Below are 16,896 nucleotides of genomic sequence, written 5' to 3' on the forward strand. Positions count from 1 at the left end.
GAAAGATCAAATATATCGTATCACGACATATATTAGAATCGGCCCGTGAAACGTTCCAAGCCCCCCGCCCTGCCCTCCGCCTCGGACTACGAACTGCTGGCCGATTTCCGCTACGCGCTGCGCAAGTTCGCCGCCTTCAGCGAAAACGCCGCCGCCGGCCTTGAACTGATGCCGCAGCAGCACCAGGCGCTGCTGGCCATCAAGGGCAGCCGCCCCGGCGCGCCTGGCCGACGCGGCCTGTACGTGGGCGAGATCGCCGAACGCCTGCTGGTGCGACCGCACACCGCCGCCGAACTGGTCAACCGGCTGGAGCGGCTCGACCTGGTCAGCCGCGAACCCGATGCCGCCGATGGCCGCCGCGTCGAAGTGGTGCTGACCGACAAGGCCGAGCGCATCCTGGCCAGCCTGTCGGCTTCCCACCTGGAAGAATTGCGCGCCATGCGCCCGCTGCTGACACGGCTGCTGGCGCGCATCGGCGACGATCCCGCCGACCGCTGATTCCCGCGTTTCTTATCACTTGCAGGCATAAGCTCATGCCGCCGCCCGGCGCGCCGCGTGATAAATTGTCGTCCCCCGATATATCTGGAACGGCGAGGAGAAGGTTTTGGGTGTGGCAATCAAGCGCTGGCTGGGTGCGTTCGCGCCAGCGCCGGTCGGCGTCAATACACGCGAGAAGCTCTATGGCGCGGTAGGCGCGCTGGTCGGGCTGTTCTGCACCGAATGGGTCGGACACCATGCGCTGGGCAGCGCCAATCCGTGGTTCATCGCACCCATGGGCGCTTCCGCCGTGCTGCTGTTCGCCGCGCCCGCCAGCCCGCTGGCCCAGCCCTGGTCGATCATGGCGGGCAATTTCGTCTCGGCCCTGATCGGCGTGTTCTGCGCCCAATCGATCGCCGACCCCGGCGTGGCCGCGGCTACCGCCGCCGCGTTGGCGATCGCCACCATGTTCTGGCTGCGCTGCCTGCACCCGCCCAGCGGCGCCGTGGCCCTGACCGCGGTGCTGGGCGGACCGCAGGTGGCGGCGCTGGGCTATGGCTTCGCGTTGTGGCCGGTGGCCTTGAATTCCGCCATCCTGCTCAGCATCGCCGTGGTCTTCAACGGTCTGCTCAAGCGCAACTACCCGCGCCGCCACGCCGAACCGGCCACCAATCACCAGACCCGCGATCCGGCGCCCAGCGCGCGGCTCGGTTTCTCGCGCGCCGATCTCGACCAGGCCCTGGCGCAGCGCGGCGAGCTGCTCGACATCAGCAAGGAAGACCTCGAGGAAATCGTGCTGGCGGCCGAGTTGCGCGCCAGCCGCCGCCGCTTTGGCGACGTGCGCTGCGCCGACATCATGTCGCGCGACGTGGTCTCGGTGCAGCAGCAGGATCCGCTGGACTACGCCGTGCGCCTGTTCGACAAGCACCGGCTGCAATGGCTGCCAGTGCTTGATTCCGCCGGCCACTACGCCGGCATGCTGGCCCAGGGCGACGTGCTGGCGCGCAAGAGCCGGCCGGCCCAGGTGGCCGCGGCCGGCGGCGCGCCCGCCGACCTGCTGGTGGCCGACTGCATGCGCTCGGAAGTGCCGTTCGCCCACCCCGACCTGCCCGCGATCGAACTGGCCCGCCCCATGTCCGACAGCCTGCACTGCGTGCCGGTGCTGGGCGAGGACCGCGTGCTGGTCGGCCTGGTGACCCAATCCGACCTGGTGGCCGCGCTGCACCAGATGGCGCTGTCGGCCGCTTCCCAGACCGCGCCCGACACCGACGACAGCGACCGCCTGGCCGCTTGAAGCGGCGGCGCCCGCCTCCGTAGCCCTACGGATTCCGGGGCGGGCGGCCCGCAGGGCATAATTCCAGCGTGAAGCCCCCCTTGCGCCACCGCGCCCTCCTCTACTGGCTGGTCCTGTTCTGCCTTGGCGCCCTCTGGATCGGCCGCCAGCACTACGTCGACCAGTACGACCGTTTTTTCCAGGACACCAGCGTGGCGCAACGCATGCTGAGCCAGAAGACCGTGCAGCACGAAGCCGTGCTGGCCACGCTGGCCGCGCTGTCGCATCCGCCCGCGCCCGAACGGCTGTTTCCCAGCCTGCGTCCGGCCATGCCGCAATTGCGCGCGCTCGGCTACCTGCCGGACGGCGCCTGGGCCGGCAGCGCCCCGGAGCCGCCCGGCCTGCGCGCCGCCGTGGCGCAGGCCCGCGGCCTGGGCCGCCCCGTCACGTTGCCGCTGGACGCCGCCCGCTACTGGCTGGTGTCGCCATCCAGCTGGAGCCTGCTGGTGGACGCGCGCGACCTGCTCGCCGCGGCCGACTTTCCCGCCGGCCTGGCCAACCTGACGCTTGCCATCGGCCCGCAGCCGCTGGCGTTGCTGCAACGCCAGCCCGAACCCGCCCCGTCCGGCTGGCCGCTGGCGCTGGCCAAACCGCTGGGCGCGGCCAGCCAGCCTTTCATGCTGCACAGCGCGCGCACGCTGACGCCGGCCACCTGGCCCTGGCTGCCGTGGCTGCTGTGGGCCCTGACCAGCGCGCTGCTGGTGGCGGGCGTGGCGGCCAGCCGACGCTCGCGCGCCGAGGCCAGGCGCCAGCAGGAGCAGGCGCGCGTGGCCGCGATGGCGCGCCTGAGTACCCTGGGCGAAATGGCGGCCGGCATCGCCCACGAGCTGAACCAGCCACTGACCGCGATCCTGGCGCAGACGCGCGCCGCGCAACGCCTGCTGGACGACGACGAGGAACGCCCCACGGTGCGCCGCGCCTTGCTGGCCAGCGCCGAACAGGCCAAGCGCGCCGCCGACATCATCACTCGCATGCGCGCCCTGGTGCAGCCCAGCGCGCCGGGCCGGCGCGAAGCGCTGGACCCGGACGCGCTGGTGGCCTCGCTGCGTTTCCTGCGTGAACCCGAGCTGGCGCGCCAGGGCATCCAGCTGAGCTGGCGCAACGCCAGTCCCCAGGCCCGGCCGCTGGCCGACCGGGTGGCGCTGGAACAGATCCTGCACAACCTGGTGCAGAATGCCGCCGACGCGCTGGCCAGCGCCTCCGGCGCCCGCCACATCGCGCTCGAAGGCCGCGCCGACGGCGCCACCTACGTCTTCAGCGTCAGCGACAACGGCCCCGGCATCGCCGTCGACGCCTTGCCCCGGCTGTTCACGCCGTTCTACACCACCCGCGCCCAGGGCATGGGACTGGGCCTGGCGCTTTGCGAAACGCTGGCCGGCGCCATGGACGGCCGCCTCGCGGCGCGCAACCTGCAACCCGCGGGCGCCTGCTTCACCCTGGCGCTGCCGCTGGCCGGAGACGCCGCATGAACCTGTCCGCCCAATCGCCGCTGGTCTACCTGGTCGATGACGACGACGCCGTGCGCGACGCGCTGGCGCTGCTGCTGCGCACCGTCGGCCTGCGCAGCGAAAGCCATGCCGACCCGCAGCAATTCCTGGCGCAGCTGGCGCCGCAGGCCATCGGCTGCGTGGTGCTGGACATCCGCATGCCCGGCATCAGCGGGCTCGACGTGCTGGCGCGGCTGGCCGATACGTCCGACCTGCCGGTGGTGATGCTGACCGGCCACGCCAATGTCGACCTGTGCCGCCGCGCCTTCAAGGGTGGCGCCATGGAATTCCTGCAAAAGCCGGTGGACGACGACGTGTTCCTGGACGCCGTGCAGGCCGCTGTGCGCGGCCACATCGCCCGCCGCGAGCGGCTGGCCGTGACCCAGGCCGCCGCCGACCGCCTGGCGCGCCTGTCGACGCGCGAGCACGCAGTGCTCGAGCGCATCGTGCAGGGCATGAGCAACAAGGAAATCGCGCGCGAGTTCGACCTGTCGCCGCGTACCGTCGAAACCTATCGCGCCAACGTCTTCGCCAAGCTCGAAGCCGACTCGCTGGCGCAGCTGATCCGCCAGTACGCCACGCTGCTGGACTGAAGCCCGCCCCGCCGCCTCCGTAGCGCTACGGAGGCGCGTGGGTAATCGGGCGTATACCGCGCCGCCGCCCTTTTGGCCACACTGACTGCTCCTGATCCCCACACGAAAAAAGGACGCAGACCATGACCCGCCACCCGCTCGCCGCCCTGGTTGCCACGCTCGCCGTCAGCGGCGCCGCCCAAGCCGCCGTGCTCACCGAAAGCAATATCTCGACCGCCGACGCCCAGAAGCTGGCCAGCGCCGCCGTCGCCGCCTGCCAGGCCAAGGGCTACAACGTCAGCGCCTCGGTGGTCGACCGCGCCGGCCTGCTCAAAGCCTTCGTGCGCGCCGACAACGCCGGCCCGCACACCATCGAAGCCAGCCGCGCCAAGGCCTTCACCTCGGCCTCCGCCAAGGCGCCGACCCTGGCCATCATGGAGAACGCGCAGAAGAACCCCGGCGCCGCCAACCTGACCGACATCCCCGGCTACCTGCTGCTGGGCGGCGGCGTGCCCATCAAGGCCGGCAACAACGTCATCGGCGCCATCGGCGTGGCCGGCGCGCCGGGCGGCAACCTGGACGCGCAATGCGCGGACATGGTGCTGGAAGAGAACGCGGCGTTGTTCAAGTAAGCGGTGCGCGCGCGCCGGATCACCAGCCGACATCATCGACGTTATTGCCCACCACGGCGCAACTCGCGTCCGCGAGCGCCCAGCTTCCGTCGAACGGCCACGCATTGTCCGTATCGGATTGCGGCGCGCTGGATTGCTTGTCTTGCTGCGCCTGTATCTCCATCCGGTGCGCATCGGCTGCAACGAGCTGATCGAGGTCCTGCCCTATCCGAAGGTCGGCGGCCCGATCAGTCGCCAAGGGATTAGCGTCACGCAGCAGGCCATCGCAGAAACTCTTCGTGAAAAAGTCGGGGCTATCGCATTGGAACAGGTCCCAAGTCGCGTTGAACCAGTCATTGCTGGGGCTGCCGTAGACCACAATGGGTGGCGGTGGCGGCCCCTTCAAACCCGTTCCGTCGTCAGGAAACGGGGGGTCTACCAACACCGCGTAAAACGGACCGCCATCAGTTCTGTCGGGCGGCGCCGATTGCCCCTCAGGAGGAGCGGTTGGTTCGGGTAACGAAGGTAAAGGGACCGACGGCAATGGATATAAGGTTATCGGCCCGACGTCGATGATCGAAGGTATCGGCATATTCGCCACATCCGGATCGCTTGCGGGAGGCTCCGATGTCGCCGCGGGCGATCTGACAGGGATCACGTCAGGGAAGACCTGAAAATCGTCGAGATACAGCCCAGGCCAGGCCATGGTCACTGGCTCCGCCAGCACGACAGGGTCCTGCACACCGGCTTGCGCAGTGACAAAGCCATCGTCATAGATTGTTATCGTTCGGGCCGATCCTTCGACTATTTCGCCAGCGACAACAGCAGCGATACCGTGAGCTTGCCGATACGGATCCGCGTAATACGAAATTAGCGCACTGCGCCCCGCCGTATCGGTCGCGGTCAGCGTGAACCGTGTGAACGGGATATCCCAGAATTCCTGATCACCGAACCCGCCGTGGAGGTCTCCTTCATCGACCGCTCCCCACATCATGGCGCCGAACTGATCCATATAGGAGAGACCCTCAATTTTTTCGAAGAGGCCATGGAGCGATAGCATCAGATCCTTCATCGCCGTCACGACCACCTCGTATCCAAGAGCGGGGACATCGACGCTGAAGATTTTCTCGGCGAAAGCGAGCGCCATCAGCTTGCTGTAGGTTTTCTCGCTTTTCGTGAGCAGAGTTTCGTCGAGCGCGGCAACTTTTCCGAGCAAATCAATATCCGCGGTGAGTTTCTGCATTGCCTCCAGGCCTGGCTTTCTCTCGGCTTTGAGATAGGCCAAGTCATGCTGCTTGCAAAGCCAATCCAATGGACTGTCGACCTCCAGCCCTCCTGCGGGACCTATACGCCGGAAAACAGGTTCGTTACCAAGCTCGGCCACACTCTTCGTTGTACCTCGTTCCCCCGCGGACCAATCCGGCCCGCACCATCGTCCGTATACCGGAAGCCAGCTGGTCGGATTCGAACTCGTATCTTGAAATCTAATACTGCCGTCATTGGATGCCATTGCGTTTCCTCTGTCTGGAAGGATCAATGCCCAGCACGACGTATCTCTTCGCGCGAGACAATGACCGGGATTTCTTCCGCTTCCCACGCTGAGGGAAGCGGAAGCGTGGACCATGTATCAGTTGCGATGTCGAGCATGGCCATGCCCCCTGTTCCGCCGCCCGGGCGTACAGGATGATCCCTATAGATCGACACGATGTGCTTTCCTGCCTGATCGCAAACCATTTCCCGAGGTTCGAACGATGGCCCGAGCTGCGATGGCCCCTCTTGCCAGGCTTGGCGCCGCCCGTCCGCGGAAATCCGGATGACGGTGAGTCCATAGCGCGGCGTCTGCCCCCAGAGGCAGAGATTTCCCGCGCGATCCATGGAAGGCATCCTGATATGTTCTATTCCGTCGAACACAACGGGGATCGGCACCACCTCATTCCCCCGACGCATCCGGTAGATTGCGCTGCCCGCGTATATCTCGTGATAGCGTGAAAACAGGCCGGACGGACCAAAGGATTCGAGCAGGATTTCATCGTCCGAGATGTACTGCGCCTGGCCACCTTCCACAAATTTGAAGATGCCCGCGAACGGCTGTTCATGCATGCCGCGCCGGTCGAACTCCCAGATATCGAACTCCAGCAGCCGCACTCGCCGGCCCGGAGGAACCAGGCGCTCGCTGCGCCAGAATGCGATCCGCGACTCGTCGGGAGACATGAACGGCGACAATTTATTGCCCGGCGCAACCGGCACAACCTCGAAGGCGCTGCCGTCCACGCGCATCAGTACGATTTGCAGGTCATGAAGCGAACGGCGCAGCTCGTCTTCGGTATCTCCATAGACGGGCATGCGCGACATCACAATGAAATTGCCTTTGGGCGAATAGCGCGCATAGGTATAGGAATAAGCGGGCGGCAGCGCGTAGCGATACAGCCGGCCGGAATCGAGTTGGTAACGCATGACGTCGCAGCGGTTGTCGCCGCTTTGGGCGCATTCGACAAACAGCCAATCCACCCCGTTTGGATGCACACTCAGGGAGCGGATATCCCTGCCAGCATTGGGTGGCGAGAACGGTGTCCGCGTGGTCGGCGTTTCCACCACAGCGGCGGGTGCTTTTTTCTGGTTGGCAACCGAAGGAACCAATATCAAGATCGACCACCACAGCGGCGCCACGCAAACCAACGCCAGGGCTGTCACGAAAATCCAAACGCGATTTCCTTTCATCGTCGCTCCCGCGAACTCACAACGCCGCGTCACTTTCCCTGGAGGCCGCGACAGAAATCTCCTCCGCTTCCTGCCGTTGCGGCAACGGCACTGCGGACCATTTGTTGGCAACGATGTCGAGCATGGCGAGTCCCCCTGCTCCTGCACCAAAACGTATGGGATGATCCCGGTAGATGGCCGCGACGTATCTACCGTTCGGATCGCAGACCAATTGCCTTGGCTCGAACGATGGTCCAACGGCTCCTTCTTGCAGCCATCCACTGCGCTGACCGTCAGCCGCAATACGGATGACCGTCAGCCCGTAACCAGGCGTCTGCCCCCACAGGTACAGACTGCCTGCGCGATCCATGGAAGGCATCCTGATATGTTCCATGCCGTCGAACACATCCGGAGTCGGCACCTTGTCGGCTTCCCGCCGCACTCGGTAGATTTCATTGCCGTCATATCGACGGTGGTATTCCGAAAAATGATCTATCGGCCCATAGGATTCAAACAAGATCTCATCGTCCGATATGTATTGCGCCTGGCCGCCATCGACAAAATGGAAGACGCTGGCAAAGGGCCGTTCGGCCATGCCGCGCCGATCAAATTCCCAGATATCGAAATCGAACAGACGTATGCGCTTGCCAGGCGGCACCAGACGAGCAACTCTCCAGTACGCGATGCGCGTCTCGTCCAGAGACATGAACGGCCACAGTTTGTTGCCGAGTGCTGTCGGGATGACCTCCAGCGCACGGCCATCCGGGCGCATCAACACGATCTCGCTGTCATTGAGCGAACGGCGCAGGTTCTCTTCGGTCTCTCCATAGACAGGCCTGCGCGACATCACCATGTAGTTGCCTTTGGGCGAATAGCGCGCATAGGTATAGGAATAGGCGGGCGGCAGCGCGTAGCGATACAGCCGGCCGGAATCGAGTTGGTAACGCATGACGTCGCAACGGTTGTCGCCGCTTTGGGCGCACTCGACAAACAGCCAATCCACGCCGTTCGGATGCACACTCAGGGAGCGGATGTCCCTGCCCCGTTCGGCGGCGAGAACGGCGTGCGCGGGGTCGGTGTGTCCGTCATCACGAGAGGTGTCTTTTTCTCGTGCGCGCCCAGGGAAGCCGAAGTCCAGAGCGACCACCACAGGGGGCAGCACGCAGACCACCGTCGCGCCTGCCGCGAAAATCCACGCTCGATGTCGCTTCGTCATCGTCTTCGCACAGGTCAGAAGCCCGCCAAAGCGGCGGAACAATCCTCGGCAACGTATCTCGATGCCCGCTACAACTCCAGACTCGAACGGCCACAATAGGAACAATTCCTATTAATAGCGCCTCGCGTGAGTTCGGGCGCCCGTCGACGACAACGGCGGCTTGACGGAGGTTGGTCCGCTTTAGCCGAATCGGCGCTTCCGTCACCTTGACGATCGATATACGTTGTTGGGCATCGTCCCGCTGTCCTGCGGGCGTCTGAAGGCAAGCGGACGCAATGATGAAACGAAATCGAGGGTGGACCTTCGCCGCGGCTTTGACGGCGGCTTGCGTCTTGCCATTGTGGTGGTCTTTCCTCGCCTCACCACCCTCGACTACCGAAGTGAAAGCGAGGGCCGCGGCCGAGGTGGCGACGCCCACCGCGCAGACGCGCTTCTCGCCGCCCAATGGCGGCCGTGAGATCCGTTCGCTGAGCATTCATCCGAATGGCAGCGACTGGTTGTTCGTCGAGTGCGTTGAGCGGATTCATCAGCGCTGTGACGTGATGCGTTACCAGTTGAAGACAGGCCGTTTGTATCGCTACGGATTGCCTGAAGGCTTTCGCTACACGTACGCGCACTATTCGCCGCAAGGGCGCTACATCGTAATGTCTCGTCGGAAGATTCCCGGTGACTCCGAAGACGAGGAGCGCCGCTCGCTGGATGAATCTGAAATTGCGCTGATGCCCAGCGAAGGCGGTGTGCTGGCGACCATTCCGGCGGCGCGAGGAAACAAGTTATCCCCCTTCATGTCTCTGGACGAGACGAGGATCGCATTCTGGCGCAGTGCGCGCCTGTTGCCACCAGGTCGGCGCGTGCGCCTTCTGGAGTTCGATCTGTGGGAGTTTGACCTCTCGCGCGGCACGGAACGCCCTTTCTCGGGTTTGTTCAAGTTTGTCGAAGGGGGACAGGCGCAATACGTTTCGGACGACGAAATTCTCTTCCAGTCCTACGGCCCGTCCGGGCTCTTCACCGATTACCACGATCGCTATGGGCGTAGCGAGATTTATCGAATGAGACGTGGAGACGACAGGGTGCCGGTCCCATGTGCCTTTGATGGAATCTTGCATGCCGAACTGCCGTCCCAGGACCGGGCTGGCCATCTTTGCCTCCAGGGACAAACGCGTCGCCATGGATTGAGTGTGATCCGCCTGTCCTCGCAAGGCGTGCGGCAAGGGTGGCAGTTAATGCATGGGAATTCAGGGTCGGTATTTGAGCCTCGCGAATTGCTATGCGCGCCCGACGGCGACTATATCGCGGCTATCTACATGGATCAGCCCTCCACGCGGGGCAACAGGCTCGGAGGAATGGCTCTGCTGGATATCGCTACCGCAACATGGTCCGCCATCCGCCTGCCCCCGTGGGCAGATGCGGAGATCATCCCCGTGGCAGCTTCATCTGCATTGGGCAATAGCGAAGTGAAACCGTAGTTCTTGACGATTGGAGTGAACGAAGATGGCTTCCGAATACGGCGACATCAGGCTGCTCAACCCGCATTGGGATGAGCTGGCCAGTCTTGTTCCTATATATGGCAACTGGTGCGGACCCGATTGGTCGGCGGGGCAGCGCGGTGGAGAACTGAGTCGGGACGAGCTTGTTCGAGGAGCCGTGCTCAAACGCCCGGGAGTCGATGGAATCACGGAGGACAGCCCGCTGGATGCGATGTGCAAGGATCACGATCTGGCCTATTTTGATGCCAAAGGCCGGCCGGATGAAGCCATGCAAAAGCTCAAGGCCGACGTCGATCTTTTGACGAAGCTCTCTCAGCTGGAACAGGAAAGTCTGCCAGAGGTTGAGCGGACCTATAGCAAGTTCATGGTCTTCGCCTTCGCCGAAAAAATCTGGAATTTCGATCTTCCCGCCCTTGGCTACCAATTGGTGAAGAGCGCATTTGGCGAGCTGATGGCATCCATCGAAATGGGATTCGGAGGTATCGACGGCCTTATCTACACAGATCGGTTCGGGACGACCATGAGTGGTTCAAGTTATCACGGCAATGTGACGGGCCTTGATCGTGAGGGAAATGTCGAGTCCATGTCGTATGTGTTGTTCACTCTGACCCTCGCCGGAACCAACCGGCAGGGCATGTCCGTTACTTACTACAAGGATGCTCATCCAGCGATCCACAGCATTACTTCTCTGCACGACGGGGCGGCCATTGCTGGGAGCGAAACGATAACTACAACCCTCGAAGATGGTTCAGTATTCGTGCAAGTTGGAGCATCCGCCCCAGTCACGATGCCACCCTGGGCTGCTGACGCTCTGCCGCCGTCCGAGTTTACGGACAAAATGCCTCCCGCTTCGGCCGATAGTATCGCGCCGTGGGTCGGAGATGAATGGCCAATATTTCCGGGGGACTTCGGCCTGGTGGATGGCCCTGATTTTCCGACAGAGGCGATGGATCCGTGGGGCGACGCCTCCAGTCCCCACTATTTTGCCACGGTAGTAGAACCCGTGGGTCCAGGTGACTTGATGGGGTCGCCATCGCCGTCTATCGTGGTCGAGGGGGACCCCGTGGACGAGTGGATCAATGCAACATGGGATTCGTTCTATTGTGACAGACCGGGCTTGGACAAATATATGGCAGATTTTTGCGATAGCCTTCTCTGATACAAATCCCCTTGCGATCAAGATATCCGGCGAGCACGGGCAGTACAGTGTCATGGCGCAACTAAGCGATTCGCTTTTCGCAACCTGATATGGCGTCCGGGCATGCTTATTCCGCTGAACACATTCGGCGTCGGCGCCACTTCACTCCTCCGATGTATCCGATAGATTTCGCTGCCCGCGTATATCTCGTGATAACGTGAAAACAGGTGGTCGAGTCGGCTTCAAGCCGCCGCAATCAGCCGGATATCCTCGCTGCCATCCCGCTCCAGCTGCGCGACCAACCCCAATTCCCAATCGAGGTAGTCGCGAAAGCCCTGGTCGCGCGCCGAGAGATCGTCGAACAGGTACGGACTGATGCTCTGGTCGTCGTCGCCCGTCAGCACGCCATCGGCGCCTTGCGCCAGCGGCAGGCCCTGCGCCTGCCAGGCGCGGGTGCCGCCCAGCAGGTAGCGCACCGGGCGGCCGGTGCGCCAGGCCAGTTCGGCCGCCGCCACGGCGGCAAGCACGCCGTCGGGCGAGGTCAGCACGATCGTGCGCTGCGTGTCGGCCGGCAGGAACTCATGCAGGCGATCCGGCGCGGCGTAGCGCGCGCCCGGCACGTGGCCGCGCTCGTAGGCCAAGCGCGATTCGATGTCGAAGACCTCCGCCGAACCCGCGTCGATAGCCGCCTGCAAGGCCTGCGGCCGCAGCGCCGGCACGTCGGGCCGGTGCCGCAGCACCCGCCGCGGTTCGGCGCCGCGTTCCAACGGCACCAGCGCCGGCGGCTGGTACAGGTAGACCTCGACCGCGCCCAGTTGCGCCAGCCAGGCGCCGGTGGTCTGGGCGCGCACGCCGTCCCAGTCGGCCAGCACCACGCGCGCGCGGCGGGTGGCCAGGTACTCGTCGGTGGCCTGCACCAGCTGGCCGCCAGGGGCCCAGCGCCAGCCCGGCAGGTGGCCGGTCTCGTATTCCTCGCGGGTGCGCACGTCGAACTTGTACAGCGTGCGCGTGCCCTGCTCGGCCTCGAAGGCGCGCAACGTGGCCGCGTCGATATGGCCGATGCCGGCACGCTGCGCCACGCCGCGCGCCTGCTCGCGCGCGGCGGCGGCGCTGTCGGCCGACGGTTCGGGCAGCGCCGCCTGGCGGCCATAGGCCAGCTCGCGGCCGGACAGCAGCCATTCCATGGTGCCGTTGCGCAGCGACGCCACCCGGTTGGGGATGCCGGCGTCGATCAGCGTCTGCGCGCCGACAATGCTGCGCGTGCGGCCGGCGCAGTTCACCACCACGAAGGTGCTGGGATCCGGCGCCAGTTCGCGGATGCGGTAGACCAACTCGGCGCCCGGCAGGCTGTGCGAGAACGGCAGCGTGAAGTTGTGGAATTCCTCCGGCGTGCGGCTGTCGACCACCACGATGTCGTCGCCGCGCGCGACCCGCTCGTGCAGTTCGTCGACGTCGATCCACGGCGTGTGCTTTTCGTGTTCGATGACTTCGCCGAACGCCTTGCTGGGCACGTTGGTGCCAGAGAACAGTTCGCGCCCTTCCCGCTCCCAGCCGTCGGTGCCGCCGGCCAGCACCGAGATGTCGGTCCAGCCCAGGCGCGTCAGCTTGGCGGCGGCCTGGTGCGCCAGGGTCTCGTCGTCGTCCACCAGCACGATGCGGGTGTCGCGGCGCGGCACCAGGCGGTCGGCCAGCACCTCCAGGCGCCACAGCGGCGCCGGCACCGCGTACAGCAGATGGCGGCGGGCGTAGCGGCCTGCTTCGCGCACGTCCAGCACGGCGATCTCGGCCTCGCCGCGCAAAGCCTCCTGCAACCCGGCGGGCGACAGGCGCGCATGGTAGATCGCGGCGGGCGGCGAAAAGGTGCGATAGGCGCCGCCGGCGGTGCTCTCGAACACCACGCGGCCGTGCAGGCGGTCGAGCGCCAGGCCGTAGAAATGCAGGTGCGCGCCGGGCGCGTCGCCCACCAGTTCGATGGTGTGCACGTCGGCCGGTCCCAGCACGATGGAATCGCCCACCGCCACGTCCACCCGCCGTACGTGGGTCAGCACGTCGCGCCCCGGCTCATTGCCGGCACTGCGCGCATAGACCTCGTTGCGCTCGTTGCCCGCCACGCCGGCGATGATGGCCCAGGTGGTGTGGTCGTGCGGCGGCTGCGCCTTGCCGGGCTCGCCCAGCGACAGGTACAACGCGTAGCCGCCGTCGGCGTCCTCGGCCAGGCGGTAGATCGAGGTGGGCCGTCCGGGCACGACGGCAAAGGCCTCGGCGGGAAACAATTCCGCGCGGCGTCCGAGCGCTTCGAGCAGGCGGGCCACCGGCGCCAGTTGTTCGGGCGTGGCGCGCGCGGGGTCCGGCACCAGCGCCTTGACCTGCGCGATGAAGTCGCGCACGGCGCGGGCCCGTTCGGTATCGTGGCGGAAAGCGGCTGCGGCCGCGTGGGGATGGGTGCTCATGGGATCCGGCATTCCTGGGGTTGAAGAACCGGATCAGCCTACGTCCGCGATCGGGCTCGGACAACGTAGAAATGCGTCTATGGTTATGCGGGCGGCGATGCGCGCATGCCCGCCGGCCGGCACGGCGCGGCATCGCGCCAGGCGCGCAGGCCACGCAGCCGCGCCTGGTCTCAGGCTTCGCCCTTGAGCGCCTGGTCCACCACCGCGCGCGTCAATGTCGGCACGAACATCTCGATGAAGTGGAAGGCATACCCGCGCAGCCACGCCCCGCGGCGGATCGCCAGGCGCGTCAGGTTGATCTCGAACAGGTGGCGCGCGTCGATGGCGCACAGCCGCGTATCGCGCTCGGCGTCCCAGGCCACCGCGGCCACGATGCCCACGCCCAGTTCCAGCTCGACATAGGTCTTGATGACGTCGGCGTCCATCGCGGTCATGACGATGTCGGGCGTGATGCCGGCGCGGGCGAAGGCCTCGTCGATGTGGGCGCGGCCGGTGTAGCCGCGCCCGTAGGTGATGATGGGATAGCGCGACAGCTGCGACAGGCTGATGCCGCCGTCCATCGCGGCGAGCGGATGGCCCTTGGGCACGATGATGCTGTGGCTCCAGCGGTAGCACGGCAGGTTCAGCAGGCCGGGATAGTCGGCCACCGCCTCGGTCGCCACGCCGATATCGGCCTCGCCTTCCAGCAACATCTCGGAGACCTGCTTGGGCGAGCCCTGGTGCAGGTGCAGCACCACCTCGGGATAGCGCTGGCGGAATTCCTTGATCACCGGCGGCAAGGCGTAGCGCGCCTGCGAATGCGTGGCCGCGATCGACAGCACGCCCTTGCGGCTGTCGGCGTACTCAGCGCCGGCATGACGGATGTTGTCGGCGCATTGCAGGATCTGCTCGACCAGCGGCAGGATCTGCTCGCCCGGCGGCGTCAGGCCGATCAGGCGCTTGCCCGAGCGCACGAAGATGTCGACGCCGACCTCCTCCTCCAGCTCGCGGATCTGGCGGCTGACGCCGGGCTGCGAGGTATGCAGGCTTTCGGACACATCGGTCAGGTTGAAATCGCGGCGCACGGCCTCGCGCACGGAACGCAGTTGCTGGAAGTTCATGGGATGCCGCCGCCTAGCCGAGAAATGCCAGTTGATTGCCGCTGGGGTCCTTGACGTACATGACGCGCGGCGAGGCGTCGGGCAGCGAACAGACCGGGTGAAAGCCGGCGTCGCGCAGCCGCAGCAGGATATCGTCGTAGGCGCGGGTGCGGATGGCCAGGTAGTCGGCCCTGAGCTCGCGGCTGACCTCGGCCACCGGCGACAGCGACAGGGTCGCGTCGCCCAGCGCGAACAGCAGGCGCCCCTCCGGGACCGGCATTTCATCCAGCCCGAGGGTGCCGCGGTAGAACTCGCGCACGGCATCCAGCTGCCGCGCCGCGAAGGAAAGCTGTACCGATCCGATCGAAGAAATAGAGGACATGCCCTGCCGCCAACCTTGGAACAAGGCAAATTCTAGACCCCGAAGGTCCAACCGGAAAAAGACGTTGTAATTGCTTCTACATAATCAGAATCCCTAAGGAAATGTGGTCATTTGCATATGCGTCAGGCGCTGCGGCGCAGGCCGTCGCGGACCGCGCCGAAGGCCCGGTCGAGGTCCTCGACCAGGTCCAGCGGATGCTCCAGGCCGATGTGCAGCCGCACCACTTCATGGCCGCCCTGCCACACGCTGTGCTCGGCCAGCCTTTCCGGCGCCGCTTCCAGCGCCAGGCTTTCGTAGCCGCCCCAGGACGCGCCGATGGAGAAATGGCGCAGCGCGTCGATGAAGCGCGCCGCCGCGCCCGGCTGCTCGGCCCGCAATGCGAACGACACCAGGCCGCTGGCGCCGCTGAAATCGCGCCGCCACAGCGCGTGGCCTGGATCCTGCGGCAACGCCGGGTAAAAGACCCGTTCCACATCGCCATGGCGCGACAGGTATTCGGCCACGCTCAGCGCGTTCTGGTGGTGGCGCGCCAGCCGCACGTCCAGCGTGCGCAGGCCGCGCAGCGTCAGGTAGGCATCGTCCGCGCCCACCGCCAAGCCGAGCGCGTCGTAGGTGGCGCCGACCTGCCGCGCCAGCTCGGGGCTGTCGACCGTGACCACGCCCATCATCACGTCGGAATGGCCGGCCAGGTACTTGGTGGCGGCCTGGATCGAGATGTTGGCGCCCAGCGCCAGCGGCTGGTAGTAAAGGCCGCCGCTCCAGGTGTTGTCGGTGGCCACCAGCACGCCGCGGCTGCGCGCCTGGGCGGCCAGCGCCGGCAGGTCCAGCACCTCGAACAGCAGCGAGCTGGGCGACTCCAGGTACAGCAGCCGCGTGTTGGGGCGGAAGCGTTCAGCCAGATCGTCGCGGCCGGGCGAGAAGTATTCGACCTCGATGCCGTAGCGCTGCAGCAGCGCCTTGTCGACGCGCCGCACCGGCGAATAGACGCTGTCGGACACCAGCGCATGCTCGCCCGGCGCCAGGGTGGCCAGCAGCACCAGCACGATGGCCGACAGGCCGGACGGCGCCAGGATGCTGCGGTGGCCGCCTTCCAGCGACGCGACCGCCGCTTCCAGCGCCTGGTGCGTGTCCAGTCCATGGCGGCCATAGGTGGCGACGCGCTCGCCGGCGGCGCGCTGCGCGTTCAGCGCGGCATGGGTGGCGGTGTCGGCAAAGCGCACGGTGCTGGTGCGCACCACCGGCACGTTGACCGGGCCGGCGCCCTGCTTCAGGTCGGGGCTGCCGGCATGCACCAGCCGGGTCTGGACACGGGCGTGGTCGAGGCTCATGCGCGCTGCTCCTGGCCGGGCTTCATCTGGGTGGCGTTGTAGTTGACGATCTCGACGGTGGCCAGGTCGATGCCGATGCGGCCCGATAACGTTTCCAGCGGCTGGCCGTAAAGGTGGAAATGCAGCGTCGGCTCGTCGCCGGTGACATGGATGCTGTGGATGTCGTCCGGCAGGAACGACACCGGTTGCCCCGGCTGCACCACCACCTCGCGCACCTGTTCCAGGGTCGCGCGGCCGGGCCGCGAACCATCGTCGCTGCGACGGTAGACGCGGTTCAGTTCCTGGCCCGACAGCGCCACGATCACCGCCCAGGTGGTGTGATTGTGCGGCAAGGTGGTCTTGCCGGGGTTGATCGAGTTCAGGTAAAGCGCCGGTTCGCCCGCGGCGGCGTCGGGATTGAGGCGGTAGCGGGTCGAAGCGCCCACGCCCTGCCCCGGCGCCGGCGGCGGGAACTCGGCGGCGGGAAACAGCGCGCGCTGCTGCGCCAGCTGTTCGAGGCGGCCGGTGATCTGTGCCAGCAGGTCGCGGGTCAGCGGCGCGGCGGCCAGCAGGCCGCGAATGTCGGCCAGGGTGTCCTGCACGCGCTGGCGGCGTTCAAGGGTAACGGAATTAGCGGCGGTCATATCGGCTCCGGAGGTT

General features: G+C 65.8%; 15 protein-coding genes. 7 read left to right on the forward strand and 8 right to left on the reverse strand.

Annotation, left to right across the window (positions count from 1 at the left end; all coding sequences use genetic code 11):
* Positions 1 to 45 precede the first annotated feature (45 nt).
* From ACVN9Z_RS21930 to ACVN9Z_RS21950, 5 genes are all read left to right on the forward strand, one after another.
* The gene (locus ACVN9Z_RS21930; protein WP_006385383.1) at positions 46 to 498 is read left to right on the forward strand and encodes a MarR family winged helix-turn-helix transcriptional regulator; all 453 of its coding nucleotides are present in this window, start codon (positions 46 to 48) and stop codon (positions 496 to 498) included.
* A gap of 106 nt (positions 499 to 604) precedes the next feature.
* On the forward strand, positions 605 to 1,771 hold the full coding sequence (locus tag ACVN9Z_RS21935) for an HPP family protein (protein WP_020927788.1): 1,167 nt from the start codon (positions 605 to 607) through the stop codon (positions 1,769 to 1,771).
* A 68-nt stretch (positions 1,772 to 1,839) separates the two neighbouring features.
* The gene (locus tag ACVN9Z_RS21940; protein WP_458212621.1) at positions 1,840 to 3,279 is read left to right on the forward strand and encodes a sensor histidine kinase; all 1,440 of its coding nucleotides are present in this window, start codon (positions 1,840 to 1,842) and stop codon (positions 3,277 to 3,279) included.
* Positions 3,276 to 3,890: a response regulator transcription factor gene (locus tag ACVN9Z_RS21945; RefSeq protein WP_020927790.1), complete on the forward strand. Its 615-nt coding sequence runs from the start codon at positions 3,276 to 3,278 to the stop codon at positions 3,888 to 3,890. Before ACVN9Z_RS21940 ends, ACVN9Z_RS21945 begins: the two co-directional genes overlap by 4 nt.
* A 122-nt stretch (positions 3,891 to 4,012) precedes the next feature.
* Positions 4,013 to 4,501, forward strand: coding sequence for a GlcG/HbpS family heme-binding protein (locus ACVN9Z_RS21950; protein ID WP_458212622.1), 489 nt, complete (start codon positions 4,013 to 4,015; stop codon positions 4,499 to 4,501).
* Positions 4,502 to 4,520: 19 nt separating this feature from the next.
* On the opposite strand, the gene ACVN9Z_RS21955 is transcribed toward ACVN9Z_RS21950, so the two are convergent.
* From ACVN9Z_RS21955 to ACVN9Z_RS21965, 3 genes are all read right to left on the reverse strand, one after another.
* Positions 4,521 to 5,765 (reverse strand): hypothetical protein, encoded by a 1,245-nt coding sequence (locus ACVN9Z_RS21955; protein WP_458212623.1) that lies wholly within the window; start codon positions 5,763 to 5,765, stop codon positions 4,521 to 4,523.
* Positions 5,766 to 6,013: 248 nt separating this feature from the next.
* Positions 6,014 to 7,198 (reverse strand): TolB-like translocation protein, encoded by a 1,185-nt coding sequence (locus ACVN9Z_RS21960; RefSeq protein WP_155865946.1) that lies wholly within the window; start codon positions 7,196 to 7,198, stop codon positions 6,014 to 6,016.
* A gap of 16 nt (positions 7,199 to 7,214) precedes the next feature.
* Positions 7,215 to 8,489 carry a hypothetical protein gene (locus tag ACVN9Z_RS21965; protein ID WP_458212624.1) on the reverse strand — a complete coding sequence of 425 codons (1,275 nt, stop codon included), beginning with the start codon at positions 8,487 to 8,489 and terminating at the stop codon, positions 7,215 to 7,217.
* 179 nt (positions 8,490 to 8,668) lie between these two features.
* Here ACVN9Z_RS21965 and ACVN9Z_RS21970 point away from each other — a divergent pair, with 179 nt between their 5' ends.
* Complete coding sequence (locus ACVN9Z_RS21970) at positions 8,669 to 9,859, forward strand: hypothetical protein (protein ID WP_458212625.1); 1,191 nt, start codon at positions 8,669 to 8,671, stop codon at positions 9,857 to 9,859.
* A gap of 25 nt (positions 9,860 to 9,884) precedes the next feature.
* Positions 9,885 to 11,039 carry a hypothetical protein gene (locus tag ACVN9Z_RS21975; protein WP_437263177.1) on the forward strand — a complete coding sequence of 385 codons (1,155 nt, stop codon included), beginning with the start codon at positions 9,885 to 9,887 and terminating at the stop codon, positions 11,037 to 11,039.
* A 221-nt stretch (positions 11,040 to 11,260) separates the two neighbouring features.
* Here ACVN9Z_RS21975 and ACVN9Z_RS21980 read toward each other — a convergent pair whose 3' ends face one another.
* The 5 genes from ACVN9Z_RS21980 to ACVN9Z_RS22000 form a co-directional block, all read right to left on the reverse strand.
* Positions 11,261 to 13,468 carry a rhodanese-like domain-containing protein gene (locus tag ACVN9Z_RS21980; protein WP_458212626.1) on the reverse strand — a complete coding sequence of 736 codons (2,208 nt, stop codon included), beginning with the start codon at positions 13,466 to 13,468 and terminating at the stop codon, positions 11,261 to 11,263.
* Between the two features lie 170 nt (positions 13,469 to 13,638).
* Positions 13,639 to 14,568, reverse strand: coding sequence for a CysB family HTH-type transcriptional regulator (locus tag ACVN9Z_RS21985; RefSeq protein ID WP_006385372.1), 930 nt, complete (start codon positions 14,566 to 14,568; stop codon positions 13,639 to 13,641).
* Between the two features lie 13 nt (positions 14,569 to 14,581).
* Entirely contained in the window at positions 14,582 to 14,929 is a 348-nt protein-coding gene (locus tag ACVN9Z_RS21990; RefSeq protein ID WP_006385371.1) for a VOC family protein, read from the reverse strand.
* Positions 14,930 to 15,051: 122 nt separating this feature from the next.
* Positions 15,052 to 16,257, reverse strand: coding sequence for a cystathionine beta-lyase (metC, locus tag ACVN9Z_RS21995; protein ID WP_458212627.1), 1,206 nt, complete (start codon positions 16,255 to 16,257; stop codon positions 15,052 to 15,054).
* The gene (locus ACVN9Z_RS22000; protein ID WP_458212628.1) at positions 16,254 to 16,880 is read right to left on the reverse strand and encodes a cysteine dioxygenase; all 627 of its coding nucleotides are present in this window, start codon (positions 16,878 to 16,880) and stop codon (positions 16,254 to 16,256) included. The genes metC and ACVN9Z_RS22000 overlap by 4 nt, the downstream gene beginning before the upstream one ends.
* Positions 16,881 to 16,896 lie beyond the last annotated feature (16 nt).

Source organism: Achromobacter sp. KK8 (genome assembly GCF_054188005.1).

Coding starts and splice junctions, on each gene's coding strand:
- ACVN9Z_RS21945 (WP_020927790.1), top strand. CDS start 3,276: ATGAACCTGTCCGCCCAATCGCCGCTGGTCTACCTGGTCGATGACGAC.
- ACVN9Z_RS21950 (WP_458212622.1), top strand. CDS start 4,013: ATGACCCGCCACCCGCTCGCCGCCCTGGTTGCCACGCTCGCCGTCAGC.
- ACVN9Z_RS21960 (WP_155865946.1), bottom strand. CDS start 7,198: ATGAAAGGAAATCGCGTTTGGATTTTCGTGACAGCCCTGGCGTTGGTT.
- ACVN9Z_RS21970 (WP_458212625.1), top strand. CDS start 8,669: ATGATGAAACGAAATCGAGGGTGGACCTTCGCCGCGGCTTTGACGGCG.
- ACVN9Z_RS21975 (WP_437263177.1), top strand. CDS start 9,885: ATGGCTTCCGAATACGGCGACATCAGGCTGCTCAACCCGCATTGGGAT.
- ACVN9Z_RS21980 (WP_458212626.1), bottom strand. CDS start 13,468: ATGAGCACCCATCCCCACGCGGCCGCAGCCGCTTTCCGCCACGATACC.
- ACVN9Z_RS21985 (WP_006385372.1), bottom strand. CDS start 14,568: ATGAACTTCCAGCAACTGCGTTCCGTGCGCGAGGCCGTGCGCCGCGAT.
- ACVN9Z_RS21990 (WP_006385371.1), bottom strand. CDS start 14,929: ATGTCCTCTATTTCTTCGATCGGATCGGTACAGCTTTCCTTCGCGGCG.
- metC (WP_458212627.1), bottom strand. CDS start 16,257: ATGAGCCTCGACCACGCCCGTGTCCAGACCCGGCTGGTGCATGCCGGC.
- ACVN9Z_RS22000 (WP_458212628.1), bottom strand. CDS start 16,880: ATGACCGCCGCTAATTCCGTTACCCTTGAACGCCGCCAGCGCGTGCAG.